Origin of the sequence: Pseudonocardia sediminis (assembly GCF_004217185.1) — a bacterium.
GTDB classification, from domain to species: Bacteria; Actinomycetota; Actinomycetes; order Mycobacteriales; family Pseudonocardiaceae; genus Pseudonocardia; species Pseudonocardia sediminis.
In genome coordinates, this window is sequence record NZ_SHKL01000001.1 from 5,152,401 (window position 1) to 5,177,351 (window position 24,951).

21 protein-coding genes and 1 pseudogene are annotated in these 24,951 nt (G+C 72.7%); 5 read left to right on the forward strand and 17 right to left on the reverse strand.

The window, feature by feature from the left end; translation table 11 throughout:
* Nucleotides 1-4 precede the first annotated feature (4 nt).
* Nucleotides 5-925 carry a 2-hydroxyacid dehydrogenase gene (locus EV383_RS24095; RefSeq protein ID WP_130292043.1) on the reverse strand — a complete coding sequence of 307 codons (921 nt, stop codon included), beginning with the start codon at nt 923-925 and terminating at the stop codon, nt 5-7.
* A 52-nt stretch (nt 926-977) separates the two neighbouring features.
* Between EV383_RS24095 and EV383_RS24100 the strand changes: the two genes are divergently transcribed.
* Nucleotides 978-2,147, forward strand: a complete 1,170-nt coding sequence (locus EV383_RS24100; protein WP_242623280.1) for a PQQ-dependent sugar dehydrogenase — start codon at nt 978-980, stop codon at nt 2,145-2,147.
* Nucleotide 2,148: 1 nt separating this feature from the next.
* Here the strand turns inward: EV383_RS24100 and EV383_RS24105 are convergent, their stop codons facing one another.
* From EV383_RS24105 to gatC, 5 genes are all read right to left on the reverse strand, one after another.
* Nucleotides 2,149-2,709 (reverse strand): PP2C family protein-serine/threonine phosphatase, encoded by a 561-nt coding sequence (locus tag EV383_RS24105; RefSeq protein ID WP_130292044.1) that lies wholly within the window; start codon nt 2,707-2,709, stop codon nt 2,149-2,151.
* Nucleotides 2,710-3,040: 331 nt separating this feature from the next.
* Nucleotides 3,041-4,054, reverse strand: a complete 1,014-nt coding sequence (locus EV383_RS24110) for a hypothetical protein (protein WP_242623281.1) — start codon at nt 4,052-4,054, stop codon at nt 3,041-3,043.
* 135 nt (nt 4,055-4,189) lie between these two features.
* Nucleotides 4,190-5,695 (reverse strand): Asp-tRNA(Asn)/Glu-tRNA(Gln) amidotransferase subunit GatB, encoded by a 1,506-nt coding sequence (gene gatB / locus EV383_RS24115; RefSeq protein ID WP_130292045.1) that lies wholly within the window; start codon nt 5,693-5,695, stop codon nt 4,190-4,192.
* Entirely contained in the window at nt 5,692-7,203 is a 1,512-nt protein-coding gene (gene gatA / locus EV383_RS24120; RefSeq protein ID WP_130292046.1) for an Asp-tRNA(Asn)/Glu-tRNA(Gln) amidotransferase subunit GatA, read from the reverse strand. The genes gatB and gatA overlap by 4 nt, the downstream gene beginning before the upstream one ends.
* Nucleotides 7,200-7,529, reverse strand: coding sequence for an Asp-tRNA(Asn)/Glu-tRNA(Gln) amidotransferase subunit GatC (gene gatC, locus EV383_RS24125; RefSeq protein WP_130292047.1), 330 nt, complete (start codon nt 7,527-7,529; stop codon nt 7,200-7,202). The genes gatA and gatC overlap by 4 nt, the downstream gene beginning before the upstream one ends.
* Nucleotides 7,530-7,930: 401 nt before the next feature.
* Here gatC and EV383_RS24130 point away from each other — a divergent pair, with 401 nt between their 5' ends.
* A complete protein-coding gene (locus EV383_RS24130) occupies nt 7,931-8,587 on the forward strand; it encodes an ACT domain-containing protein (protein WP_130292048.1) in 657 nt (218 codons plus the stop codon).
* A 179-nt stretch (nt 8,588-8,766) separates the two neighbouring features.
* Here EV383_RS24130 and EV383_RS24135 read toward each other — a convergent pair whose 3' ends face one another.
* Both EV383_RS24135 and ligA read right to left on the reverse strand, forming a co-directional pair.
* The gene (locus tag EV383_RS24135) at nt 8,767-9,486 is read right to left on the reverse strand and encodes a 3-keto-5-aminohexanoate cleavage protein (protein WP_130292049.1); all 720 of its coding nucleotides are present in this window, start codon (nt 9,484-9,486) and stop codon (nt 8,767-8,769) included.
* 241 nt (nt 9,487-9,727) lie between these two features.
* Nucleotides 9,728-12,175, reverse strand: a pseudogene (gene ligA, locus EV383_RS24140) (NAD-dependent DNA ligase LigA); the annotation flags it as partial.
* Between the two features lie 272 nt (nt 12,176-12,447).
* On the opposite strand from ligA, the gene EV383_RS24145 reads away from it, so the two are divergent.
* The gene (locus tag EV383_RS24145) at nt 12,448-12,849 is read left to right on the forward strand and encodes an ankyrin repeat domain-containing protein (protein ID WP_423213660.1); all 402 of its coding nucleotides are present in this window, start codon (nt 12,448-12,450) and stop codon (nt 12,847-12,849) included.
* A 55-nt stretch (nt 12,850-12,904) separates the two neighbouring features.
* Nucleotides 12,905-14,506: a peptide chain release factor 3 gene (locus tag EV383_RS24150; RefSeq protein ID WP_130292050.1), complete on the forward strand. Its 1,602-nt coding sequence runs from the start codon at nt 12,905-12,907 to the stop codon at nt 14,504-14,506.
* A gap of 20 nt (nt 14,507-14,526) precedes the next feature.
* Here the strand turns inward: EV383_RS24150 and EV383_RS24155 are convergent, their stop codons facing one another.
* Nucleotides 14,527-14,922, reverse strand: a complete 396-nt coding sequence (locus tag EV383_RS24155) for a VOC family protein (RefSeq protein ID WP_130292051.1) — start codon at nt 14,920-14,922, stop codon at nt 14,527-14,529.
* An 87-nt stretch (nt 14,923-15,009) separates the two neighbouring features.
* The gene (locus tag EV383_RS24160) at nt 15,010-15,516 is read right to left on the reverse strand and encodes a MarR family transcriptional regulator (RefSeq protein ID WP_341273745.1); all 507 of its coding nucleotides are present in this window, start codon (nt 15,514-15,516) and stop codon (nt 15,010-15,012) included.
* Between the two features lie 82 nt (nt 15,517-15,598).
* On the opposite strand from EV383_RS24160, the gene EV383_RS24165 reads away from it, so the two are divergent.
* Nucleotides 15,599-16,171, forward strand: coding sequence for an SRPBCC family protein (locus EV383_RS24165; RefSeq protein ID WP_165438490.1), 573 nt, complete (start codon nt 15,599-15,601; stop codon nt 16,169-16,171).
* A 10-nt stretch (nt 16,172-16,181) separates the two neighbouring features.
* Here the strand turns inward: EV383_RS24165 and EV383_RS24170 are convergent, their stop codons facing one another.
* From EV383_RS24170 to EV383_RS24200, 7 genes are all read right to left on the reverse strand, one after another.
* Nucleotides 16,182-16,922, reverse strand: a complete 741-nt coding sequence (locus EV383_RS24170; RefSeq protein ID WP_130292054.1) for an SDR family NAD(P)-dependent oxidoreductase — start codon at nt 16,920-16,922, stop codon at nt 16,182-16,184.
* A 38-nt stretch (nt 16,923-16,960) separates the two neighbouring features.
* A complete protein-coding gene (locus EV383_RS24175) occupies nt 16,961-17,623 on the reverse strand; it encodes an SDR family NAD(P)-dependent oxidoreductase (RefSeq protein WP_130292055.1) in 663 nt (220 codons plus the stop codon).
* 151 nt (nt 17,624-17,774) lie between these two features.
* Complete coding sequence (locus EV383_RS24180) at nt 17,775-19,427, reverse strand: GMC family oxidoreductase (protein WP_130292056.1); 1,653 nt, start codon at nt 19,425-19,427, stop codon at nt 17,775-17,777.
* 8 nt (nt 19,428-19,435) lie between these two features.
* On the reverse strand, nt 19,436-20,074 hold the full coding sequence (locus EV383_RS24185) for a gluconate 2-dehydrogenase subunit 3 family protein (protein ID WP_130292057.1): 639 nt from the start codon (nt 20,072-20,074) through the stop codon (nt 19,436-19,438).
* 34 nt (nt 20,075-20,108) lie between these two features.
* A complete protein-coding gene (locus tag EV383_RS24190; RefSeq protein ID WP_207223645.1) occupies nt 20,109-21,632 on the reverse strand; it encodes an aldehyde dehydrogenase family protein in 1,524 nt (507 codons plus the stop codon).
* 27 nt (nt 21,633-21,659) lie between these two features.
* Nucleotides 21,660-23,060 (reverse strand): phenylacetate--CoA ligase family protein, encoded by a 1,401-nt coding sequence (locus EV383_RS24195; RefSeq protein WP_242623283.1) that lies wholly within the window; start codon nt 23,058-23,060, stop codon nt 21,660-21,662.
* Nucleotides 23,060-24,796, reverse strand: coding sequence for a thiamine pyrophosphate-binding protein (locus tag EV383_RS24200; RefSeq protein ID WP_130292058.1), 1,737 nt, complete (start codon nt 24,794-24,796; stop codon nt 23,060-23,062). The genes EV383_RS24195 and EV383_RS24200 overlap by 1 nt, the downstream gene beginning before the upstream one ends.
* Nucleotides 24,797-24,951 lie beyond the last annotated feature (155 nt).

Sequence of the window (24,951 nt, forward strand, 5' to 3'; positions counted from 1 at the left end):
TCCCCTAGTAGGCGCCGTGCACGACGTTCGGCGGCTCCTCGCCGCGGACGACGTACGCCAGCTGCTCGGCGGCCACGCCGTAGGCCCGCGTCGTGGCCAGCGGGACGCTGCCGCCGACGTGCGGGGTGAGCAGCAGGCCCGGGACCTTCCACAGCGGGTGGCCCTCGGTCAGCGGCTCCGGGTCGGTGACGTCCACGGCGGCGCGCAGGCGCTCGCTGGTCAGCTCCGCGGCGAGCGCATCGGTGTCGCAGACGGGGCCGCGCGCCCCGTTGACCAGGACGGCGCCGTCGGGCATCGCGGCGAGGAACTCCGCGTCGACCATGCCGCGGGTCTCGTCGGTCAGCGGGACGATCAGCACGGTCGCGTCGTGCTCGGGCAGCAGCGACGGCAGCTCGTCCATGCCGCGGACGCCGTCGCGGGCGGTGCGCCCGACCAGCGTGATCTCGACGTCGAACCCGTCGAGGCGGCGCACGGTGTTCTCCGCGACGTCCCCGGCCCCGACGATGAGGATCTTCTTCCCGGCCAGCTCCTCGGTCCGGTGGTAGTCCCAGCGGCCCTCGTCCTGGGCGCGCACGAAGCGCGGCAGGTGCCGGTAGACCGCGAGCAGCACCGACACGACCCACTCCGCGGTCGCGCCACCGTGCGCGCCCCGGCCGTCGGAGAGCGCGACGCCCTCGGGCAGGCGCCCGATCCAGGCCTCGGCCCCGGCGGTGAGCAGCTGCACCAGCTCCAGCTTCGGCAGGCCGTCGGTGAGCGCGACGGCGTCCGAGCCGGCCAGGAACGGCGCCACCAGCACGCGGGCGTCTCTTGCCTCGTCCGGCATCGCGGCGTCCGGGTCGTAGACGACCGGGCGCAGACCGGAGACCTCGGCGAGGATGTCCGCGCCCTCGGAGTGCGGGACCAGGACGACGACGGGATCGCTCATATCCGCACGGTACTCACGGGGCGCTCACCCCCGTCCGCCTAGCCTGGGTCCCATGCACGGAGTCCGGCCGCGTGATCGCGCACGCACCACGGCCGGATCCGGCGCACCCGCTCGGATCCTGGCCGGGCTGATGCTCGTCGTCGCGATGCTGGCGTCGGGCTGCGCGACGTTCCCCGACGACGGCGCCCGCGACTGGCGCGAACGGGCCGAGGGCCAGGGCGAGCTCGGCGGACCACCCGCCCTCGCCTCCCCCGAACCGCCTCCGCCGGAGGGGTCGCAGCCCGACCAGCAGCCCCAGGGTGGTTCGCCGTCGGCACCGCAGCCGTGCGTCGACCCGGACCCGCAGGTCGTCGCGACGTGCCTGGGCCCGGTCGGTGCGGTCGCGGTCCTGCCGGCCGGCGACGAGGCCCTCGTCGGCGAGCGCACGACCGGCCGCGTGCTGCGGGTGAAGAAGGGCAGCGCCCCGCAGCTGGTCACGACGGTCCCGGTGGATCCGGCGGCCGGCCTGACCGGCCTGGTGCTCTCCCCCGGCTACGCCGAGGACCGGCTCGTCTACGCCCTGGCCGGGACCGCGTCCGACGTCCAGGTCCTGCGCCTGGCCCCCGGCGAACCGCCGAAGCCGGTGCTGACCGGGATCCCGCGCGGGGCGGGCGGCGCGCTCGCGGTCGACCCGGACGGCTCGTTGCTGGTCGCGACGGGTGCCGGCGCCGGGCCGCTGGCCGGCAAGGTCCTGCGGATCGACACGCTCGGACGCCCGGCGCCGGGCAACCCGGACCCGGCCTCGCCGGTCCTGTCCTCCGGGCTGGTCGCACCGGGCGGGCTGTGCGTGGACCCGTCGACCCGCACGGTCTGGGCGACCGACCGCACCCCCACCCGCGACGTCCTGCACCGTGTCGTGCCGGGCGCGCTCGGGACGCCGGCCTGGACGTGGCCGGACAAGCCGGGCGTCGCCGGGTGCACGGTGCTGCCCGGGACGCTGGCCGTCGCCGAGCGCGGCGCCGGGGCCCTGTTCGTCCTGCGACCGGGCGAGAACGGCAGCTTCACCGGTGATCCGAAACCGGTGCTGACCGGCACCTACGGCGCGCTCGCGGCGATCACGCTGGCCCCGGACGGTCTGATCTGGCTGGGCACGGTCAACAAGGACGGCGGCAGGCCCGGCGCCACCGACGACCGCGTGATCCGCATCCAGCCGCCCAGCGGGGGCGCGGGCTCCGCGGCCTGACCTACGCGCGCTGCTCCGGGATCCGGACAGTGACCGCACCATCCGGGTCGACGGTCCACTCCCGCGGCAGCGGCACGACCGCGGCGGTCGCGTTGTCGCGGGTCCCGGCGGCCAGCGCGGCCTCGACGAGCGCCCTCGCCGTGGCCGACGAGCCCCGCGGCACGGCGAGCTCGGCCGCGATCGCGCCCGCGTCGAGACTCCGGTGCACGCCGTCGCTGAGCAGCACGAGCGTGCCCGGGCCGGCCGGTCCGCGGACGTGGCCCGCGGTGGCCGGGCCGGCCGTGGCGACGGTGGTGGTCACGACGTTCTCCCAGGTCCCGCCCGCGTCGACGCCGGCGGCACGCAGCTCCTCGGCCATGGTGTGGTCGCGGGTCAGCGCCAGCAGGGTGTGCCCGTCCCAGAGCAGGGCGCGGGCGTCGCCGACCCAGGAGACCTCCCACCCTCCGCCGGGCGTTCCCGCGGCGACGACGAGCACCGCGTCGCCGCTGCCGGGGACCGCGCGCACGGCGTCGCGGGCGGCCCGCAGCGCGCCGGCCGTGCCGAGCAGCGGTGCCGTGCGCACAGCGGTCGCGGCGGCGGTCCGTGCGGCGCTCGCTGCGGCGGTGGAGTCGCCGATCCCGTCCGCGACGGCCGCGGCGAGCCCGGTGCCGTGCCCGGCGACGGCCCCGCACGCTGGCGGACCCGGCGTCGGGACGCGGGACGGCGGGGTGGTCGAGCACGGTCATCACGCACCTCCTCCAGGAGCGGCGGCAGGCGATGGCCCGGTCGGGGGTGGTCGCGGACCGCCTGCTCCGTACCAAGACTGCCCGCGGATCCTGTGCACCGGCCGTGAGGCGCAGCTTCGCTGCCCGTGCGCGGATATCGTCGCTCCGGCAGCGATATCCGCTCACGATCTAGCGGTCGAGCGCGAGCGACCGGCGCCCCGCACAGGCCGGGCACAGTGTGGACCGGCCGGTCCACCCGTGGCGGCGCAGGACCTGCTCGACCTCCTCCGCACCGCCGCAGGGATCCGCCGACAGGTCCGTCCAGCCGAACGTCAGCCGCGAACGTCCGGCCAGCTCGGCTGCGTTGTCCCGGCGCCGGTCCCGGAAGCTCACGTCGTTGCGCAGGTGCGTCCGACCGTCGAGCCGGACGGTGAGCGGGATCCCGACGTGGTCGTACGTGGCGTCCTCCCACAGGGTGACGCCGTCGACGACGAACGGGCTCTGCCGGTGCGCCGGCGGCAGGCCGTGTGCCTGCTCCACCTGCACGGCGAAGACCTCCTCGAGCACCGAGTGGACGCCGTCGCGGACCATGCCGACCGCGGCGGCCAGGGCACGGCGGTAGCGACGGGGCGGTCGCTCCCGCAACCTCCGCTCCACCTCCAGTGGTCGCACCCCGCCACCGGTGAGCAGGCTGAGGAGGGCGGTCCGGGCGCTGAGCGCGTCCGGCTCCTCCACCGCCACGTCGACGGCCGTGTCGGCGCGCGACGTCCGCGGCGGGACGGTGCCCACCACGATGTGGGAATGGGCCCGTGAGCGATGGACGGTCACCAGGCCGGGCTGGGAGATCGCAGACGCCCCGTAGGGCACGGTCAGGTGCACCGGGCCGTCGACGACCGGGGTCAGGTGCCACTCCTCCGCCGCCGTCCGATGGCTCAGGATCGCGGCGGCACCGCCGTACAGCAGAGCGGCCCAGATCCGGGACTCACGCGGAAGCGGACCCGTGAACGTCGCGTACACCCCGTGCACGACGGCCCGCCACCGCGCCGCCTCGACCTGCGCGAGCAGCGACGACCACGTGACGCCGAGCCGCCTCAGCTGGGCGACGTGCACCATGCCGGCCTGGTCGGCCAGCAGCCGATCCCATTCCTGGAGCCGCCCGGAGGCGAGGACCTCCCGGGGAACATCGCGTCGCATGGTCGTCATGCATCGACGGTGAACCGAAACCGGGCCGGCGAAGCGACCGACCGCGCCGCTGTGGATGAGCGGCTCAGGTTGTGGACGAACGGGGTCGTGCGCGGATATCGCTGCTCTGGCAGCGATATCCGCGCACGGGCAGCGTCAGCTGCTCGTACACCGCTCGACGACGAGCTCGCGGACGCGCTTGGCGTCGGCCTGGCCCTTCGTCGCCTTCATGACGGCACCGACGATCGCACCGGCGGCCTGGACCTTGCCGCCGCGGATCTTCTCCGCGACGTCGGGCTGGGCGGCCAGGGCCTCGTCGACGGCGGCGATGAGCGAACCCTCGTCGGAGACGACCTTGAGGCCGCGCTTCTCGACGACCTGGTCCGGGTCGCCCTCACCCTCCAGGACACCGTCGACGACCTGGCGCCCCATCTTGTTGGTCAGCTCCCCGGAGGCGATCAGCGCGATCACCCGCGCCACCTGCGCCGGGGTGATCGGCAGGTCGGTGAGTTCCTGCTCGCGGGTGTTGGCCTGCTGCGACAGGTACGAGACCCACCACGAGCGCGCCTCACCGGATGGCGCACCGGCCGCGACGGTCGCCTCGACGAGGTCGAGCGCACCGGCGTTGACCAGGTCGCGGATCTCCTCGTCGGAGACGCCCCACTCGGCCTGGATCCGGTGCCGGCGCTCCCACGGCAGCTCCGGCAGCGTCCCGCGCAGCTCCTCGATCCACTCGGTGCTCGGTGCGATCGGGACCAGGTCGGGCTCCGGGAAGTACCGGTAGTCCTCCGAGGTCTCCTTGCGCCGCCCGGCGCGGGTGGAGCCGGACTGCTCCTCGAAGTGCCGCGTCTCCTGGACGATCTCCCCGCCCTCGTCGAGGACACCCGCCTGCCGCGTCATCTCGTAGCGCACGGCCCGCTCGACCGAGCGCAACGAGTTGACGTTCTTCGTCTCGGTACGGGTCCCGAGCACCCCGGAGCCGCGGGGCGAGAGCGACAGATTCACGTCGCAGCGCATCGAGCCCTGGTCCATCCGGACGTCGGAGACGCCGAGGGACTTGACGAGCTCGCGGAGCTGGGTGACGTAGGCGCGCGCCACCTCCGGCGCGCGGGCGTCGGTGCCCGGGATCATCTTCGTGACGATCTCGATCAGCGGGACGCCGGCCCGGTTGTAGTCGAGCAGCGAGTACTCGGCGCCGTGGATCCGGCCGGTCGCGCCGCCGACGTGCAGCGACTTGCCGGTGTCCTCCTCCATGTGGGCGCGCTCGATGCCGACCCGCACGGTGGAGCCGTCGTCGAGCTGGACGTCGAGGTACCCGTCCACGGCGATCGGCTCGTCGTACTGGCTCGTCTGGAAGTTCTTCGGCATGTCCGGGTAGTAGTAGTTCTTCCGGGCGAACCGGCCCCAGGGGGCGATCGAGCAGTTCAGCGCCAGCCCGATCCGGATCGCCGACTCCACCGCGGTCCGGTTGACCACCGGCAGCGAGCCGGGCAGGCCGAGGCAGGTCGGGCAGACCTGGGTGTTCGGCTCGGCGCCGAACTCGGTCGGGCAGCCGCAGAACATCTTCGTGTTCGTGGACAGCTCGACGTGCACCTCGAGCCCGAGCGTCGGGTCGAAGCGGGCGACGACGTCGTCGAAGTCCACCAGGGTCGGAGCCGTCATCGGGAGACCTCCGGAACTCGCGCGATCAGGGGACCGCCGTCGTCGGCGTCGCGGGCGGCCTCGAACGCGGCCCCGACGCGGTACATCACGGCCTCACCCAGCGCCGGCGCCATGATCTGCAGGCCGGTCGGCAGACCGTCCGCGAGACCGCTGGGCACCGACATGCCGGCCGTACCGGCCAGGTTCGTCGGGATCGTGGCCAGGTCGTTGAGGTACATCGACAGCGGGTCGTCGATCTTGTCCCCGATCGGGAACGGGGTGGTCGGTGTCGTCGGGGAGACGAGCACGTCGGCCTGGGCGAACGCGGCGTCGAAGTCCCGGCTGATCAGCGTGCGGACCTTCTGCGCCTGCCCGTAGTAGGCGTCGTAGTAGCCGCTCGACAGGGCGTAGGTGCCCAGGATGATCCGGCGCTTGACCTCGGGGCCGAACCCGGCCTCGCGGGTCGCGGCCATGACCTCCTCGGCACTGGTGCCGGTGCTCGACCGCATGCCGTAGCGCATGGCGTCGAACCGGGCCAGGTTCGACGAGACCTCGCTGGGCAGGATGAGGTAGTAGGCGGCCATGCCGTACTCGAAGTGCGGGCAGCTCACCTCCACCAGCTCGGCGCCGAGCTTCTCCAGCCGGCGCAGCGACGCGTCGTAGGCCGCGCGGACGCCGGGCTCGTAGCCCTCGCCGCCCAGCTCGCGCACGACGCCGACCTTCAGGCCCGACAGGTCGCCCCGCGCACCCTGGCGGGCCGCCTCGACGACAGACGGGACGGGCTGATCGATCGAGGTGGAGTCGAGCGGGTCGTGCCCGCCGATCACCTCGTGCAGCAACGCGGCGTCGAGCACGGTGCGCGCACACGGCCCGGCCTGGTCCAGCGACGACGCGCAGGCGACCAGGCCGTAGCGGGAGACCCCGCCGTAGGTGGGCTTGACGCCGACGGTGCCGGTGAACGCGGCCGGCTGGCGGATCGAGCCCCCGGTGTCGGTGCCGATCGCCAGCGGCGCCTCTAACGCGGCCAGCGACGCGGCGGAGCCACCGCCGGACCCGCCGGGGACCCGGCTGCGGTCCCACGGGTTGCGGGTGACGCCGTACGCGGAGTGCTCGGTGGAGGAGCCCATCGCGAACTCGTCCATGTTCGTCTTGCCCAGGATCGTGATCCCGGCCGCGCGCAACCGCGCGGTGACGGTCGCGTCGTAGGGCGGCTGCCAGCCCTCGAGGATCTTCGACCCGCAGGTGGTGGGCATGTCCTGGGTGGTGAACACGTCCTTGAGTGCCAGCGGTACCCCGGCCAGCGGCGACGCCGGCGCGGTGCCCGCGGAGATCCCGGCGTCGACCAGCTCGGCCGCGGCCAGCGCGGACTCGCCCGCGACGTGCAGGAACGCGTGCACGCCGTCGTGCCCGCCGTCGACGGCGGCGATCCGGTCCAGGTGCGCCTGGGCGGCCTCGACCGCGGAGATCTCCCCCGCGTGGATCTTCCCGGCCAGCTCGGCCGCGGTCAGACGGATGATGTCGGTACTCACTGCTCCTCCCCCAGGATGCGCGGCACGCGGAAGCGGCCCTCCTCCGAGGCCGGGGCCCCGGACAGCGCCTGCTCCTGGTCCAGACCGGGACGGCGCTCGTCGGCGCGGAACACGTTCTGCAGGGGCACGGCGTGCGACGTCGGCGGGATGTCCTCGGCGGCGACCTCACCGACCCGGGCGACCGAGCTCAGGATGACGTCGAGCTGGCCGGCGAACACGTCCAGCTCCGCATCGGTGACGGCCAGGCGCGAGAGCCGGGCGAGATGCGCGACCTCGTCCCGGGTGATGACCCCGCCCGTGGGGTCGGCGGGGGAATCGGCGGACATGCCCCTCCTCGGGTGTTCGGCGTGGGCGCGACGCCCGGTGGAACGGGCGGTCGGCGACGGTGCGGCGCCGATCCGCGCGGGAACCGGCGCGATGCCCCGGTGCAGCGGCCCAGTCTAGGCCCGTCCGGCGAGAGCCCGGCGGGCGGTGCGCGGCCCGTCCCCGTGCACCGCACGCACCGGTTCCCCGCCGGGTCCCGCCGCGCCCGCGGCACCCCGGCGGTGGGCGGGGGTCGATGCAGGGCGTCGTGGGGTCGTGACGCGGAGTGGCGACCGTCATCCGGCACGGGTTGCGATCGACCGGGCCGCGGACTGGCAGGATCACCGTCCGGGCCCGCACCACGCCGGGCGCGGGCCGCGTGCTGCCATCACACCGGTCGGAAGCCGAGGAGAGGACCCCGCACGTGTCGTTCCTGCTCCGGGTGATCCTCCCGGACAAGCCCGGAAACCTCGGCGCGGTCGCCTCCGCACTGGGCGGTGCGGGAGCCGACATCCTCAGCGTGGACGTCGTCGAGCGCGGCGACGGCCAGGCGATCGACGACCTGGCCGTGGAACTGCCCGCGGGTCGGCCGCCGGACGTCCTGATCACCGCGGCCGAGTCCGTACCCGGGGTCTCCGTCGAGTCGGTCCGGCCGCACTCCGGGCATCTGGACACCCATCGGGAGCTGGAGCTCGTCGACGAGATCGCGGGTGCGCCGTCGCAGGGGCTGGAACGGCTCGCCGCCGAGGTCCCGCGCCTGTTCCGGGCCGGCTGGGCGCTGGTGGCCGTGAGCGAGAAGGGCCGGTCCTACCGGATCGCGGAGAGCGCCGCCGCCCCGGAGACCCGGGCCGGGGACCTGCCGTGGCTGCCGCTGACCTCCGCCGTCGCGCTGGACGAACGGCACTGGGTGCCCGACCCGTGGCGCGCGCTCGACACCGAGCTCGCCGCCGCCCCGTTCGGCACCGGCACCCCGCCGAAGACGCTGGTCGTCGGGCGTCCCGGTGGCCCGATCTTCCGCCCGTCGGAGCTGGCCCGCCTGGCGCACCTCGCCGGCATCGTCGCGACCGTCCTCAACGCCTGACCGCCTCCGCGCCCCCGGACTCACGGACCTTCCGTGCGGTGCCGCCGCACGAATGGGCCATCAGTGCGGCGAGGTGCGTGCGGCACGGCGAGGTGCGTGCGTTCCGGGCGGATGGCCAGGCGGGATCGGCGGGCTGGATCGGCCGGGCGGGGTCACCGGGCGGATCGAGCCGGTCTCACTCAGACGCGGATGGACAGCGCCGTGCGGACGAGGTCGTCGTTGCCGGTGGCGAGCCAGCCGTCCGGGCGGACCAGGACGTCCTCGAAGCCGATCCGGGTGTCGATCTTGACCCGGGTCGCGTACTCCAGGACGGGCCAGGCGCCCTCCTCCTCGCCGTGCAGCAGCACCGGCACGGGGGGCTGACCGAGCGCGCGCAGGATCCGGATGCCCTCGGCGACGGCGGTCTCCGGGTCGGTCACGGTGGACTCGGCCAGCACGCGCCGGGTACCCGGGGGCAGGCCGTTCTGGCGCAATGTGACCGCGTCGCCGCTGGTCCAGACGCCGAGCTCGACGGCGATGCCGACCGACGCGGCGGCGGCGCAGACGTCGGTCCAGCCGCGCTCGTGCACGTTGATCGAGCAGACGTCCGGCTTGCCCTCGCCGAGACGGCCCCAGGCCAGGACGGTCTCCACCCGGCGCTGGGGGTCGGGCTGGATCCAGCGGCCGGTGGTCACACCGATCTCGATGCCGGGAGCCTCCTGGCGGATCAGTGACACCGCGTCGCCGACGTGCATCGGGTCGATCGTCTCGGCGCCGGTCTCGTCGCGCGGGTGCACGTGCACCGAGCTCACACCGAGGCGGGCGACGGCCCGGGCGTCCCGGGCGAGGTGCCGGGACAGGACCGGCAGCGCGGGATGCGCGTCCGCCGGGCGAGACCCGTTGAGCACCGCCTGCAGCACCGAGGTGCTCCTTCCGATCGCGACGACGCCGCGCCGGAGCCCGGCGCGACTCGCCGAGACTAATCGACGCCTCCCCGGACGCGCCGCTCACCGGTGGTGCACACCGGACACGGTCGGTGTCCGGGACGGACGACGCGGCAGACGGCGGACAATCTCCTCCCGAGGTCGCGAGATGATCACGCTCCGTCGCCGGGGTGCACCTCTCGCCCGGAGTCGTTTCCCTTGCCGCTCAAGCCGATCCGGCGTACTCACGGGCCGCGTCCGGCCCCCGGTCGAGCAGCACCCGGAACCCGTCCTCGTCCAGCACCGGAACCTCCAGCTCCACCGCCTTGTCGTACTTCGACCCCGGAGCCTCCCCGGCCACCACGAACGACGTCTTCTTCGACACCGACCCGGCCGCGCGACCGCCGCGGGCCATGATCGCCTCCTTGGCCTCGTCGCGGGAGAAGCCGTCCATCGACCCGGTGATCACGATCGACATCCCCTCCAGCGTGCGCGGGACGGACTCATCGACCTCGTCGACCATCCGCACCCCGGCCCGGCTCCACTTCTCCACGACCTCGCGGTGCCAGTCGACGCTGAACCAGTCCCGCACCGCGGCCGCGATGGTCGGGCCGACGCCGTCGCCGCTCGCGATCGGGGCCAACGCTTCGGCGAGGACCTTGGCCCGGGCCCGCGTCGCGGCCCGCTCCTGCTTGGCGGCCTCGATCGCCGCCTTCTCGGCATCGGTGGCCGCGGAGTCCTCTGAATCGGCCCCGCCGGCCTCATCGCCGTCCGCGTCGGCCGTGCCGGTGTCGCCTCCCGCCGCGTCCCCGCCCGATGCGTCCCCGCCCGATGCGTCGCCGTCGACCACCGCCTCACCCGGCGGCTCTTCCTTCTCCGCGGTCGCGGTCGCGGGGTCCTCCCGCGCGGGGCCCGTCGTCTCGGCCTCGGCCGGGTCCTCGGCGGTGCCGTCGGAGGTGATCTCCACCCCGGCGGCCTCGGTCAGCTCCCGGGCCTGCTCGGCCGCGTCGGCCAGGGCCTGCATCGACCCGAACTGCCGCGCGATCGCCTGCGCCGCGGTCGGCCCGACGTGCCGGATCGACAGGCCGACCAGCACCCGCCACAACGGCCGGTCCTTCGCCGCGTCGAGGTTCGTCAGCAGCTTGCGCCCGTTCGCCGAGAGCGCGCCCGCCTTGGTCCGGAACAGGTCGGTCTCGAGCAGGTCGTCCTCGTTGAGGGAGAACACGTCCCCCTCGTCGGTGAGCACGCCGGAGGTGAGCAGCGCGACCGCGGCCTCGTAGCCCAGACCCTCGATGTCGAAGGCCCCGCGGCCGGCCACGTGGAACAGCCGCTCCCGCAGCTGCGCCGGGCAGGAGCGGGCGTTCGGGCAGCGCCGGTCCACGTCGCCGGCCTTCTGCTGCACCAGCGCCGTGCCGCACTCCGGGCAGTGCGTGGGCATGACGAACGCGCGCTCGCTGCCGTCGCGGACGTCGGTGACCGGTCCGAGCACCTCGGGGATCACGTCGCCGGCCTTGCGGATGACGACCCGGTCGCCGATCAGCACGCCCTTGCGCCGCACCTCGTCGGCGTTGTGCAGGGTCGCCAGCGAGACCGTCGACCCCGCGACCAGCACCGGCTCCATCTGCGCGAACGGGGTGACCCGCCCGGTGCGCCCGACGTTGACCGCGATGTCGAGGAGCTTCGTGGTCGCCTGCTCGGGTGGGTACTTGTAGGCGATCGCCCAGCGCGGGAAGCGCGAGGTGGCCCCGAGCCGGCGCTGCAGCGCCACCTCGTCGACCTTGACCACGACGCCGTCGATCTCGTGCTCGACGTCGTGGCGGTGCTCGCCCCAGTACCGGACGAACTCGACGACGTCGCCGATCCCGCCCAGCACCCGGGTGCGTGGCGAGACGGGCAGGCCCCACGCGGTCAGGGCGTCGTAGGCGTGCGACTGGGTGGTCGGGGTGAACCCGTCGCGCTTGCCGATGCCGTGGCAGATCAGGCGCAGGTTGCGCGAGGCCGTCACGCGCGGGTCCTTCTGACGCAGCGACCCGGCCGCGGTGTTGCGCGGGTTCGCGAACGGCGGCTTGCCCGCCTCGACCAGCGAGGCGTTGAGCCGCTCGAAGTCCTCCAGCCGGAAGTAGACCTCGCCGCGTACCTCGACCAGGGCCGGGACCGGGAACTCCTCGGTGCCGGTGAGGTCCTGCGGCACCTCGGCCAGGGTGCGCATGTTCAGCGTGATGTCCTCGCCGGTGCGCCCGTCGCCGCGGGTCAGCGCGCGGGTGAGATGGCCGTTCTCGTAGAGCAGGTTGACGGCCAGGCCGTCGATCTTGAGCTCGCAGAGGTAGTGCAGGTCCTCCCCCGCCTCCTTGACCACCCGGTCGTGCCAGGCCGCCATGTCCTCGGCGGAGAACGCGTTGTCCAGGCTGAGCATCCGCTCGAGGTGGTCGTGCGCGGTGAAGACGGTGGAGAACGTGCCGCCGACCTTCTGCGTCGGCGAGTCCGGCGTCACCAGCTCCGGGTTCGCCTCCTCCAGGGCCAGCAGCTCGCCCCAGAGCTCGTCGAACTGGCCGTCGGAGACGATCGGGGCGTCGAGCACGTAGTAGCGGAACTGGAGGTCCGACACCTCGGCCGACAGCGCGGCGTGCCGTTCGCGGGCGTCCGACGAAGCATTCACGGTGCGCAGGTTAGTCGGGTCCCCCGACAGTTTCCGACGAACGCTCGGGCCGCCGTGCGAGCGGCGACCACCCACCTCGTCCGGGCCACCGAGCGTCACGTTCTGGCGGCGCGCGCGACCGGAACGTGACGCCCGATCGCGTTGCGGCTCCGCGGACGCCGACACTGTCGGTGCGTCTCGCCCCCTGGCCGGTCGGGGCGGTGGTCGAACGCCGTCCGGACAGGGTCCTGGTCCGCACGCTCCCGGCGCAACGGTGAGCGCGCCCCCGGCGGGGCGTAGCCACTCGTCCTACGGTTACCGCCGTGCAGATCGACGACGAGGCCCTCGAGCTCGCGCACCGGATGTTCGACCTCGCCCGCGGTGGCGAGACCGGTCGGCTCGCGGGCTACCTGGACGCCGGGGTACCGGTGGAGATCACCGATCCGAAGGGCGACACCCTGCTGATCCTGGCCGCCTACCACGGCCACCCGGACACGGTCGCCGCGTTGCTGGCCCGTGACGCCGACCCGAACCGGGTCAACGACCGCGGCCAGACGGCGCTGGCGGCGGCCACGTTCGCGCAGTCCGAGGCGTCGGTGACGGCGCTGCTGGACGCCGGCGGGGACCCGTCGGCGGGCAGCCCGTCCGCGCTCGGGGCGGCCGAGCACTTCGACCTGCCGCGCATGCGGGAGCTGCTGCGGGAGCACCGCGCCGCGGGGTCGTGAGCCCGGGAGACGGTGCCCCGACCGGGAACGGGGCGCGGAGACCTACCCTGGAGGGGTGACCGACCAGCAGGACGCCCGCGTACTCGACGAGACCGCGCGGCGGCGCACCTTCGCCGTGATCAGCCACCCGGACGCGGGCAAGTCGACGCTGACCGAGGCGCTGGCGCTGCACGCGGAGGTCATCGACTCCGCCGGGGCCGTGCACGGGAAGTCCGGTCGCAAGGGCGTCACCTCGGACTGGATGGAGATGGAGCGCACCCGCGGCATCTCGGTCAGCTCCGCGGTGCTGCAGTTCGCCTACCGCGACAACGTGATCAACCTGCTGGACACGCCGGGTCACGGCGACTTCTCCGAGGACACCTACCGGGTGCTCGCCGCCGTCGACGCCGCGGTGATGCTGCTCGACGCGGCGAAGGGCCTCGAGCCGCAGACGCTCAAGCTCTTCGACGTCTGCCGTTCCCGGGGCGTCCCGGTCATCACGTTCGTCAACAAGTGGGACCGGCCGGGCCGCGAGGCGCTGGAGCTGCTCGACGAGGTGGAGCAGACGATCGGCCTGCGTCCGATGCCGATGACCTGGCCGCTGGGCATCGCGGGCCAGTTCAAGGGCCTGATCGAACGCGAGACCGGTGAGTACACGGCGTTCCTGCGGGCCGCGGGCGGCGCGACCAAGGCGACCGCGACCGTCGTCGACGCCGAGACCGCCAAGGCCGAGGAGCCGCTGTACTGGCAGGCCGCCCAGGACGAGCTGGAGCTGCTCGACGAGATCGGCGCCGTCTGGGACGAGAAGGACTTCCTGACCGGGAAGGCCACGCCGGTGCTGTTCGGCTCCGCGCTGTCCAACATCGGCGTCGCCCGGCTGCTGGACACCCTCGTCGACCTCGCGCCGGCCCCGGCCCCGCGACCGGACGCCGAGGGCCACGACCGCCCGCTCGCCGCGCCGACGGCCGGCCTGGTCTTCAAGGTGCAGGCCGGGATGGACCGCGCGCACCGCGACCGGATGGCGTTCCTGCGGATATGCTCCGGCCGGTTCGAGCGCGGCATGGTGCTCACCCACGCCGAGACCGGCAAGCCGTTCGCCACCAAGTACGCGCAGTCGGTGTTCGGCAACCAGCGCACCACCGTCGAGGAGGCGTTCCCGGGCGATATCGTCGGCCTGGTCAACGCGAACGCTCTGCGCCCCGGGGACACGCTCTACGCCTCGGACCCGGTCGAGTTCCCGACCATCCCGGCGTTCGCGCCGGAGCACTTCGCCGTCGTGCGCTGCAAGGACGCCGGCAAGACCAAGCAGTTCCGGCGCGGCATCGAGCAGCTGGGCAACGAGGCCGTCATCCAGGTCCTGCGCTCGGACCTGCGCGGTGACCAGGCCCCGGTGCTCGCCGCCGTCGGGCCGCTGCAGTTCGACGTCGTCACCGCGCGCCTGGAGACCGAGTTCAACGCCCCGGTCACGCTGGACCGGCTGCCGTTCCAGATCGCGCGGCTGACCGACGCCGAGGGCGCCGCGGCGCTGTCGGCGCAGTCCGAGACCGAGGTGCTGCGCCGCGACTCCGACGGCGAGTACCTGGCGCTGTTCAGCAACAAGTGGCGGATGGACATCGTCATCCGCAAGTTCCCGGACGTCCGGATGGACGCGATGCCCGCCGGGTCGTCGATCTCCTAGACGACCCGGCGAGGGGCTTCTCAGCCCGCCAGGTGGAAGAACTCCAGCGCGTTGCCGTCGGGGTCCTTGAACGACAGCGCGAGCCCGTAGTCGGCCTCGACGACGCCGGAGTGCTCGATGCCGACCGAGTCGAGGTGGTCGCGCCACTGCTCGATCTCCTCGCGGCCGGAGACGCCGAAGCCGACGTGGTCCATGCCGGGCGCCGACGGGACGAACGTCGCCGACTTGTCGACCGCGTCGTGCTGGGTCAGCCCCATCAGCTGCCCGGACGGCAGCGCGAACACGCGACGCTGGAACGGGCCGTCGGACAGGGTCATGGCGGGCTCGGCGCCGACCAGCTTGACGTACCAGGGCTCGCTCACCGTGAGGTCGGTGACCGAGAGGGCCAGGTGATGGATCGCGGGGAACGTGGGCACGGGTGCTCCTCAGAAGGTCGTCCAGTGATCGTTCCGGGCGAACCTATCGCCTCGTGCGCATGGGTGCCGGACGACGACGGGCTCCCCTCAGGAGGCCTGGTCCATCCCCGCCAGCAGGCGGCGCAGCAGGTCGTCGAGTGTGCGCAGATCGGCGTCGTCGAGGCCGGCGAGCAGCGCCCGCTCGTTGCGGACGTGCTCGGTCACCGCGGCGTCGACGAGCTCGCGCCCGGCGTCGGTCAGCGAGACCAGGATGCTGCGGCGGTTGTCCGGGTCGAGGCGTCGCGCGACGTGTCCGGCCTGGTCGAGGCGGTCGAGACGGTTGGTCGTCGCGGCCGGCGAGAGCATCAGCGTCCGGGCCAGCGCGGACGGCGTGAGCGTGAACGGCTCGCCGGAGCGGCGCAGCGCAGCGAGCACGTCGAACTCGCCAATGCGCAGGCCGTGCCGGGCGAACACCCGCTCCACCAGCGGCCCGGCGACGGCGGCGATCCGCCCGAGACGCCCGATCGTCGCCATGGCGTCGAGGTCGCCGACGAGGTCGGGGCGCTCGCGACGCCACTGGTCGACGAACAGGTCCACGGCGTCGGGATCGCTCACGACGGCCACCCTAGTTCGTCCTCGAAATCCACGTCCTCGAAGTACCTTGACCACTGATATTTCGATGTCGTACTTTTCTGTCATGGAAACCATGAACATCGCCGCTCGCGGCGTGATCGCCGTGGACGCCGTCGTGGAGGTCGACGCGCCGGCGGCGGAGGCGTGGGCGGTGCTCGCCGACTACGCCCGTGACGTCGAGTGGCGCGACGGCGTCCGATCGATGGTGCCGACACCGCCGGGTCCCGTGCGCGCCGGCACGAGGACGGCGGAGACGATGCGCGCGGCCGGGCGCACGCTGCGCAACGACGGCGAGGTCACCACCGTCGAGGACGGGCGCCGCTTCACCTGGCGCACCACGTCCGGCGTGCGCGCCGAGGGGTCCCGGGCGGTCGTGCCGCGCGACGGCGAGAGCTGCCGGATCGAGCTCACGCTGCGGGTCGTGCCGCCGGGCCTGCTGCGGCTCGTCCCGTGGGCGGTGACCGGGATGCTGCGGCGCGGGCTGCGGCGCGACGCCGGGCGGCTGCGTGCGGTGATCGAGCTGGGCGGGCACGACGACCGCCCGGACGGGGTCGACCTCACCGAGAGCGGCGTCACCTCCGGTGAGGACTCCCCGTCCGGGGACACGGGCCGTTCCGGGTCGTTCCCGGACTGGTGACCGGCGTCGGTCAGGTCGCCCAGCCGCCGGAGATCGGGATGATCTGCCCGGCCAGGAAGTCGCTCGCGTCGGTGGCCAGGGCGAGGGCGAGAGCGGCCGCGTCGGCGCCCTCACCGAGCCGTCCGGCCGGGATCTGCGACTCGAACGACTCACGCACGGCGTCGTCGGCCAGCATCTCGTCGGTGTAGTACATGTTGTTCTTGATGTGGGCCGGTCCGAGCCCGTTGACCTGCACGTTGTGCGGTGCCGCCTCGGCGCCGACGACCTGCAGGAACGCGTTCTGCGCGCCGCGGGCGGCGGAGTACACGGCCAGGCCCGGGATGGCCCGCACCGGCGTCGCGCTGGTCGCGGCGACGACCTTCCCTTCGCGCCGTTCGATCATCTGCGGCAGCACGGCGCGCACCACTCGCAGCAGGGGCCAGACGAGCTGGTCGAGGTAGTCCTGGAACTCCGCGTCGGTGAACGCGGTCGCGTCGCCGATCATGGACGTGACCGGCATCCGCTCGTGCGGACCGGCGAAGTTCGCGACCAGCACGTCGATCCGGCCGGCCTCGCGGACGGTCTCGTCGATCGCGTCCGGGGCGGCCGTGTAGTCGGTCGTGTCGGCGACGACCTCGGCACCCTCGGCCCGGAACCGTTCGACGACCGGCGGGCCTATGTAGCGGTCGGCGTGGGTGACGAGTACGCGCTTGCCCTCGAGACGTCCGGTCATGTCGAGCGGTTCCTCCTCGTTCGTCGGATTCGAACGCACGCTATCGATCTTGGACCGACGTCGCCGGACGAGCGCGGTCAGCCCGCGGCGTCGGCGGGGTCGCCGTGGCGGACCTCGTGCTCCCACGATCCGGCGGGCTGGGTGTGCAGGGCCCAGTAGTGCTCGGCGATGTCGTCGGGGTCGTAGGCGGTACCGGGCGCGACCGGCCCGCACACGGTGACGGTGGCGACGTGCACGTCCGGCGCGAACTGCCGGTCCAGCAGCGAGACCAGCGCGCGGACCCCGGCCTTGCCCAGCGACAGGCTCGTCAGCTGCGGCAACGGCTCGGGCATGCCCCCGGTCAGGAGGAACGTCCCGGACATCCGCGGCAGCAGGAACGACGCCGCCGAGACCGCGCCGACGACGTTGACGGCCCAGGCGTCACGGTGCCCGGCCGCGTCGAGGTCGCCGATCCCGTCGGCCTGGATGATCGCGGCGTTGTAGACGAGTACGTCCGGCACACCGAGCTCGCCGACCAGTCGTTCCAGCGCGGCGTGCAGCGCCGCCTCGTCGGTGACGTCGGCGTCCGCGGTCACGACCCGCCCCGCGGAACCGGCTGCGGAGCCGACCGACGACGCGGCCCGGGACAGGGTCTCGGGCGAGCGGGCGAGCAGCCCGACGTCGAAGCCCTCGCGGGCGAAGCGGCGCGCGACGGCCGTCCCGATGCCGGGACCTGCTCCGAGGACGAACACAGTGGACACGGGGACTCCCGTCCGCAGGGTCGGTCCGGGGACGGGTCCGCCCCCGGACCGACCATGATCGCCGAACGGGCGGGTGCCCGCCCGGCGATCGGCTGCGGCCCGGGTCGTGCGCGGACATCACCGCCCTGGCAGCGATATCCGCGCACGGAGGTCACATGTCCGGGGCGTCGGCGTTGCTCGGCGTCGTCTTCTGCGCGGTGATCGCGTCGAACTGGCGCAGGATGTACTCACCGGTGCGCTGCGAGAGCGCACCGATCGTCGACGTCGGGTTGACCGCCCCACCGGTGGTCAGCGTGCTGCCGTCGACCACGAACAGGTTGGGCACGTCCCAGGTCTGGCACCACTTGTTCAGGACCGAGTCCTCCGGGTTGTTACCCATCCGGCAGGTCCCCATCAGGTGCCAGGCCGGCGGCGGGTAGAGGACGCCGGTGTCGTTGGTCTCCACCGCCCCCACCGCGCGGGTGGCCTCGAAGATCTTCTCGATGCCGTACTTCGCGAGCGCGATGTCGTTCGGGTGCAGCTCGTAGTTGACGTGCGCGGCCGGCAGCCCCGAGGAGTCCTTGACGTCGGGGTTGAGCGTGACCGTGTTCGTCGCCACCGGCAGGTCCTCACCGAACATGAAGACCATCAGGTGGTTGGCGAAGTGGCCGTCGAAGAACTCGCGGTGCTTCTCGCCCCACGGCGCCGTGTAGCCGGTGTGCGTGCCCATCGCGGCGTAGGCCGGTCCGAAGCTGCGCGCCACCTGCATGCCGAAACCGTTGACGAATCCCCGGTTGACGTCCGTGTGATAGAACTCGTGCGAGTACAGCGGCGCACCGAACGAGCCCTTGAAGCCCTCGATCGGCTCGTCGAACCACGAGTCGCAGAACGCGAACACGTGGTGCATCAGGTACTTGCCGACGATCCCGTTCGAGTTCGCCAGCCCGTCCGGGTGCCCCTTCTGGGCGCTCTGCAGCAGCAGGCGCGGGGACCCGATCCCGTTCGCCGCGAGCACGACGATCTTGGCCCGGACCTCGTGCCGGTCGCCGGTCTTGCGGTCGATGTAGGTCGCGCCGGTGGCCTTGCCGCCCTCGGCGTTGATCGTCTCGACGCGGGCGTAGGTGCGCAGGTCGGCACCGTGGCGGATCGCGTAGGGCCAGTGGGCGTTCGCCGGGGTGGACAGCGACCCGGTCGGGCTGCCGGAGAGCTCGTTGCCCATCGCCTGGTCGGCCTTGCGGTTCTCCCGGTCGACGGTGATGACCGCGTTGTCCGACGGCCACCAGTGCCAGCCCAGGTCCCGCGACGCACGGGCGTACTTGAGCCCGAGCTTGCCGGGCAGCACCTCCGGGTCACGGACGGCCTGCTTGCGGTCCGGGTAGGACGGGTCGCCGATCCGGCCGGAGATGCCGTAGATCTCGTCGTTCTCGTCGTAGAACGGGGCGAGGTCCTCGTAGCTGATCGGCCAGTCGATCGTGCCCTCGAGGCCGTGCTCGGTGCCCTTGCGGAAGTCGACCGGCTTGTACCGGGGCCAGTGGCCCGCGTAGTGCATCGTCGAGCCGCCGACGTTGTTCATCATGTACGGCGTCGTCGTCCCGGTCACCGGGTAGTCCTCGGGCAGCTGACGCACGTTCGGGTCGTAGGCCCACCCGCGCTGCTTCTCCAGCTCCCACTCGTTGTGGTAGTGCGCGTGGTCGGACGCGTCCAGCCACGGGCCCTGCTCCAGGCACACCACGTTCACGCCGGCCTTGGCCAGCTTGAGCGCGATGCCGGCCCCGCCGGGGCCTGCGCCGATGATCAGGACGTCGGTCTCCTCATATGCGGCCATGGTGCTCCTCACTTCGCCCAGGACAGCTGGGACAGGTCGACCCGGACGACCTCGTCGGTCTCCAGGTAGGAACCGTGCTCCTCGGCCTGGGCGAGGAGTTCCTCGTCCCAGGGCTCCGTGGTCTGCAGGTAGCCGTAGGGCAGCGGCGGGCCGTGGAAGTCCCGGCCGGCCGGCAGGTTGTCGTTGATCGCCAGCGTGACCCTCGGGCGCGAGTAGTAGCCGTAGTAGAACAACGCCCGCAGCTGCTCGAACAGCGGATCCTCGGCCTTCTCCAGCGCGGAGATCGCCTCGGTCCGTCCCGCGACGTCCGCGTCCACGAAGGACTGTCCGAGCTTGTCCAGGCCGGACTTGAACTCGTCCTCGGTGGCGAACGGGAAGTGCTTGTTCTTGTACCCGCTCGGCGTGACGTACCGGCCGACGAACTCGACCATGCCGATCTCGCTCGCGGTGGGCCACTTCGGGTGCGGCGGGATGATCGTGTCCGCCGCGGCCTTGATGACCTTCTCCTGCAGGTCGCTGAACGCGACCGGGTGCAGCAGGCCGCCGATGCGGGGCCGGCCGCTCTCGAAGAATCCGCCGGCCTCCCCCGGCAGTGCCGTCTCCTCGGGCGCGCCGAACGGTGCGGGCGCCTCTCCCAATGCACTCACGGTGTCTCCTCTCGGGGTCTGAAAGGGGTGATCGCTACAGCGGGGCGCCGGGCCACTCGGTCCCGGCCCTCAACGAGTCGTCGAGGTTGATGCTCACGTGCTTGACCTGGGTGTAGCCGTAGACGGCCTCGAGGCCCTCCTCGCGTCCGGTGCCGCTCTGCTTGTGCCCGCCGTGCGGGGTCATCGGGAGCTCGCCGAACCAGTCGTTGATCATCACGCCGCCCACCTGCAGGCGGCGGGCGGTGGACAGCAGCCGCTTGATGTCGCTGCCGAGCAGCACCGCGAACAGGCCGTAGGGGCTGTCGTTGACGGCCTCGACCAGCTCGTCCTCGCTGGACCAGGTGATCACCGACGCGACCGGGCCGAAGATCTCCTCCTGGGCGATCCGCGCGGAGTTGGTGACGTCGGTGAAGACGGTCGGCTCGACGAAGAAGCCGTTCTCGTCGGTGCCCTCCGGGCGCCCGCCGCCGTAGAACAGCGTGCCCTCGGTCTTGCCGATCTCGATGTACTCGCGGACCTTGTCGTACTGGGTCTTCGAGATCAGCGGGCCCATGTCGGTGCCGTCGGCGAACCCGTCACCGATCGTGGTCTCGCGCAGCCGGGCGGTGAGCGCCTCCAGGAACCGGTCCTTGATGTCGGCGTGCACGAACAGCCGGGTACCGGCCACACAGACCTGCCCGGTGTGCGAGCAGAAGCCCTGCACCGCGGCCTCGACGGCGTCCTCCAGTCCGGCGTCCGGGAAGACCACCGTCGGGCTCTTGCCCCCGAGCTCCAGGTTGACCTGCGCCACGTGGTCGGCCGCGAGTTTCGCGACCTCCTTGCCCGTGGCCGTGGAACCGGTGAACGTCACGCCTGCGACGTCCGGGTGCGCGGCCAGCGACGCGCCCGCCTCGGCCCCGTAGCCGGTGACGACGTTGAACACGCCGTCCGGCAAACCTGCTTCCTTCACCAGCTCGGCGAACTTCAGCGCCGAGAGCGAGGTGTCCTCGGCCGGCTTGACCACGACGGTGTTGCCCAGCGCGAGCGCCGGCGCGACCGAACGGGTCAGGATCAGCAGCGGGTAGTTCCACGGCACGATGTGCGCGGTCACGCCCAGCGGTTCCAGGATCGTGAACGAGAGCTTGTTGCCCGGGACCTCGATCTGGCGCCCGCCGACCTTGTCCGCGAGCGAGGCCCAGTAGTCCAGCCAGAGCGGGATCGCCCCGACCAGCTCCTGGGCCTTGGCCAGGTAGTGCCCGGAGTCCAGGGCCTCCAGGCGCGCCAGCTCGTCGGCGTTCTCGGTGACCTTCGCGGCCAGGGCCCGCAGCAGCGCGGCCCGGCCGAGGGCGTCGGTGAACTGCCAGTCCACGGCGACGCGTTTGGCCGCCGCGACCGCCCTGTCGACGTCGGTGCCGTCGGCGCGGGGTACCTGGGCGATCGTCTTCCCGTTGTTCGGGTCGACGGTGCCGAACGTGGCGCCCGCCGAGGCCGGGACGAACGCGCCGTCGATGAACATCGAGGCGTGCTCGGCGGTCCGTGCGTCCTGGTCCACGGTGAGCCTCTGCTCCGTGGTCGTCATTCCTTACCTCCGTGCGTACGGGTGCGTCTACTTCTTCTGCGTGTGCTCGCGGTCGTCGATCACGCGCTTGGCCTTGTGCTCGCTGCGCTCGAACGTGTTCGCCGCGACGACCTCGACGCCGACCCGCAGGCCGACGACGCGGTGCAGGCCGGACGTGGCGGCCTTCTCGAACTCGGCCGTGTCGGCGTCGGTGCACTCGGCCCGGACCTTGATCTCGTCCATCGAGCCGGTGCGCGAGACCAGGACCCGGTGCTCGCCGCCGTAACCGGAGATCTCACGCAGGACGTTGTCGATCTCGGTGGGGTACACGTTCTCGCCCCGGATGTGGATCATGTCGTCGATCCGCCCGTAGACGCCCGACGGCAGGCTCGGGTAGGTGCGCCCGCAGCCGTTGTCCTTCATCTCCCAGCGCGACAGGTCCTTCGACGCGAGCCGGATCATCGGCTGCGAGGTGCGCTCGAGGTGGGTGTAGACCGGTGTGCCCTCGTCGCCGTAGGGGACGGTGCGGTAGGTGTCCGGGTCGCAGATCTCGTGCCAGACGATGTCCTGCCAGAGCAGCATCCCGTCCGGGCTGCCGTCGGTCGCCGACGCCGACATGAACGGCGTCATCTCGGCCATCGTCCCGCAGTCCACGACCCGGGTGTCGAACGCCTTCTCGATCTTGTTCCGCACCGCGGGCACGGACGCGCCGGGCTCGCCGGAGAAGAACATGATCTTGATGCCGAACTCGCGCGGGTCGACCTTCTCCTGCTCCGCGACCTCGGCCAGGCGCAGTGCGTAGGACGGCGTCGAGTAGAACGCCTTGGGCTGCGTGCGGGTCAGCCACCCGATGGCCCGGCTGGTCATGCCCGACGCACCGGCGCCGTACGGGAAGACCTTGCACCGCAGGCGCTCCGCGCCGGACATCGCACCCCAGGACCCGAGGTAGAGCGAGAACAACGCGGAGACGAACACGGTGTCGCCGGGCCGCACGCCCATCCCCCACAGGATCCGGGCGTGGTTGTCGGCGATGACCTCCCAGTCCCGGCGGCCCATCGCGAAGCCGGTCGGGGTGCCGGTGGTGCCGGACGTGCCGTGGATGTGGTGGATCTCCGAGTCCGGCACGCAGATGTAGTCACCGAACGGCGGCGCGTCCACCTGGGACTGACGCAGCTCCTCCTTGACCACGACGGGGACCTGCTCGAAGGCCTCCCACGTCGTGATGTCCTTCGGGTCGAGGCCCGCGGCGTCGTACTTGCGCCGATAGAACGGCGAGTTGTCGTAGGCGTGCTGGATGACCAGCGGCAGCCGCTCCAGGACGGCGGCGTCCCGCTCCTGCGGGTCCATCGTCTCCCGGTTCGGGAACCAGTACGGGCTGCCCGGGTCGGGGAGATAGTTCTGGTCGTACCCCGCCGGCCAGTGCCACTCCTCCATCTTCTCGCCTGCCATCAGACCTTCCTCCGCTCGATCTCTGCGTCGTTCCACGGTGTGAGTGCCTGGTACTCCCCGACCCAGCCCAGGCCCTTGCCGGCGTCCGGGGACGGGGCGTCCTGGCTGGTCACGACGTCGACGACGGCCGGTGCGTTCTCGAACGCCCGCTTGAGCGCCCCCTCCAGCTCCGCCGGGTCGGTCACCCGCTCGCCGTGCGCGCCGAGGGCCCGGCCGAGGGCGGCGTAGTCGTTGCCCTCCAGCTCGGTGCCGACGACGAGGCCGTAGTTCTCGTCCTGGTCGAAGCGCTCGATGTTCCAGGCCGAGTTGTTGGAGACGATCACGACGATCGGGGCGCCGTGGCGCACCGCCGTGTTGACCTCCATGGCGTTGATGCCGAACGCGCCGTCGCCCGTCACCGCGACCGCGGGCTTCCCGGGCCGGGCCAGCGCCGCCGCGATCGCGAACGGGACGCCGACGCCGAGGCAGCCGAACGCACCGGCGTCGAGGTAGCGCACGTGCGACGGGACGCCGAGGCGGGCGAAGCTCAGGAAGTCTCCGCCGTCGGCGACGACGGTGGCGCCGTCGAGGTCCTGCGCCTGCAGCGCCGCGAAGATCCGGTTCGGGTGCATCTTGCCGTCCGAGCCGGCCTCGGCCGAGGCGAGCTTGTCGCGGTAGCCGGAGAACCGCTCCAGGTGCGCGGCACGCAGCTCGTCGCGCCAGTGCCCTCGGTCCTCGTCGCCGTCACCCGAGACCTGCTCGGCCAGCGCGCCGAGGGTGGCGCCGACGTCGGCGAGCACCTCGACCTCACCGCGGCGGTTGTCGTAGAGCTCGCTCGCCGAGTCCGAGATCCGCACGAACCGCGCGGACGGGAACGCGACCGGGGATCCGAACCCGAGCTGGTAGTCGAGCTGGCGCCCGACGGTGATCACGAGGTCCGCGTCGCGCATGACCCGCGAGCGCAGCGCGCCGACCACGGCCGGGTGCGACTCCGGGACCAGCCCGCGTCCCTCCTGGGTGTCCAGGTACGCGGCGCCGGAGGCGTCGAGGAACCGGACGAGCTCCTCCTGCGCCCGGCGCGCCCCACGGCCGGTGATCACGACCGGCTTGCTCGCCCCGCGCACCAGCTCGGCGACGGCGGCCACGTCGTCGGGGTGCGGCAGCGACCGCCGGCGCGGAGGCAGGCGCAGGTGCTCGTCGAGCACGACGGCGGCGGGCACCGTCTCGCGCAGGACGTCGGTCGGGATCTCCAGGTAGACCGGGCCCGGCTCGGACGCGTCGCCGGTGGCGCGGGCCCAGCCCTCGTCGAACTCGCGGAGCATCTCGTCGGCCACCCGCAGCGTTCGGGACTGCCGTGTGACCGGACGCAGGATCTCGGTGTGCGGGATGTCCTGCAGCGGGTGCTTGTTGGCCTGCGCCCGCGGCGGGCAGCCGCCGATCAGGATCAGCGGGATCCGCGAGACCGAGGCGTTCGCGACCGCGGTGACGGTGTTGGTCACCCCGGGCCCGGCGGTGGCCAGCGCGATCCCCATCTCGCCGGTGATCTCCGAGTGCGCGTGCGCCATGTGGACGGCGGCGGCCTCGTCCCGGACGTCGACGATCTGCACGCCGAGCCGGGCCAGACGGTCCCAGATGGGTTGGATGTGGCCGCCCTGCAGGCCGAACACGCGTCTCACCCCGCGTTCGTGCAGGAACCTGGCGATCAGCTCCGCGGCGGTCCGTGACGCCGGGGTGGAGTCGGACGTGTCCTGAGCCATGCAGCGTGCTCCTCGTCGAGCGTTCGATCGTGGCGGTACGTGACCCGCCTCACCACCTTGGGGCATACTGAATTCAGACCGCAACTCGGAGCACGATGTGCCCGGGGCACCACCCCGAACCCCGGTGGAGGCTCGATAGCCTGAACGGCCAGGTC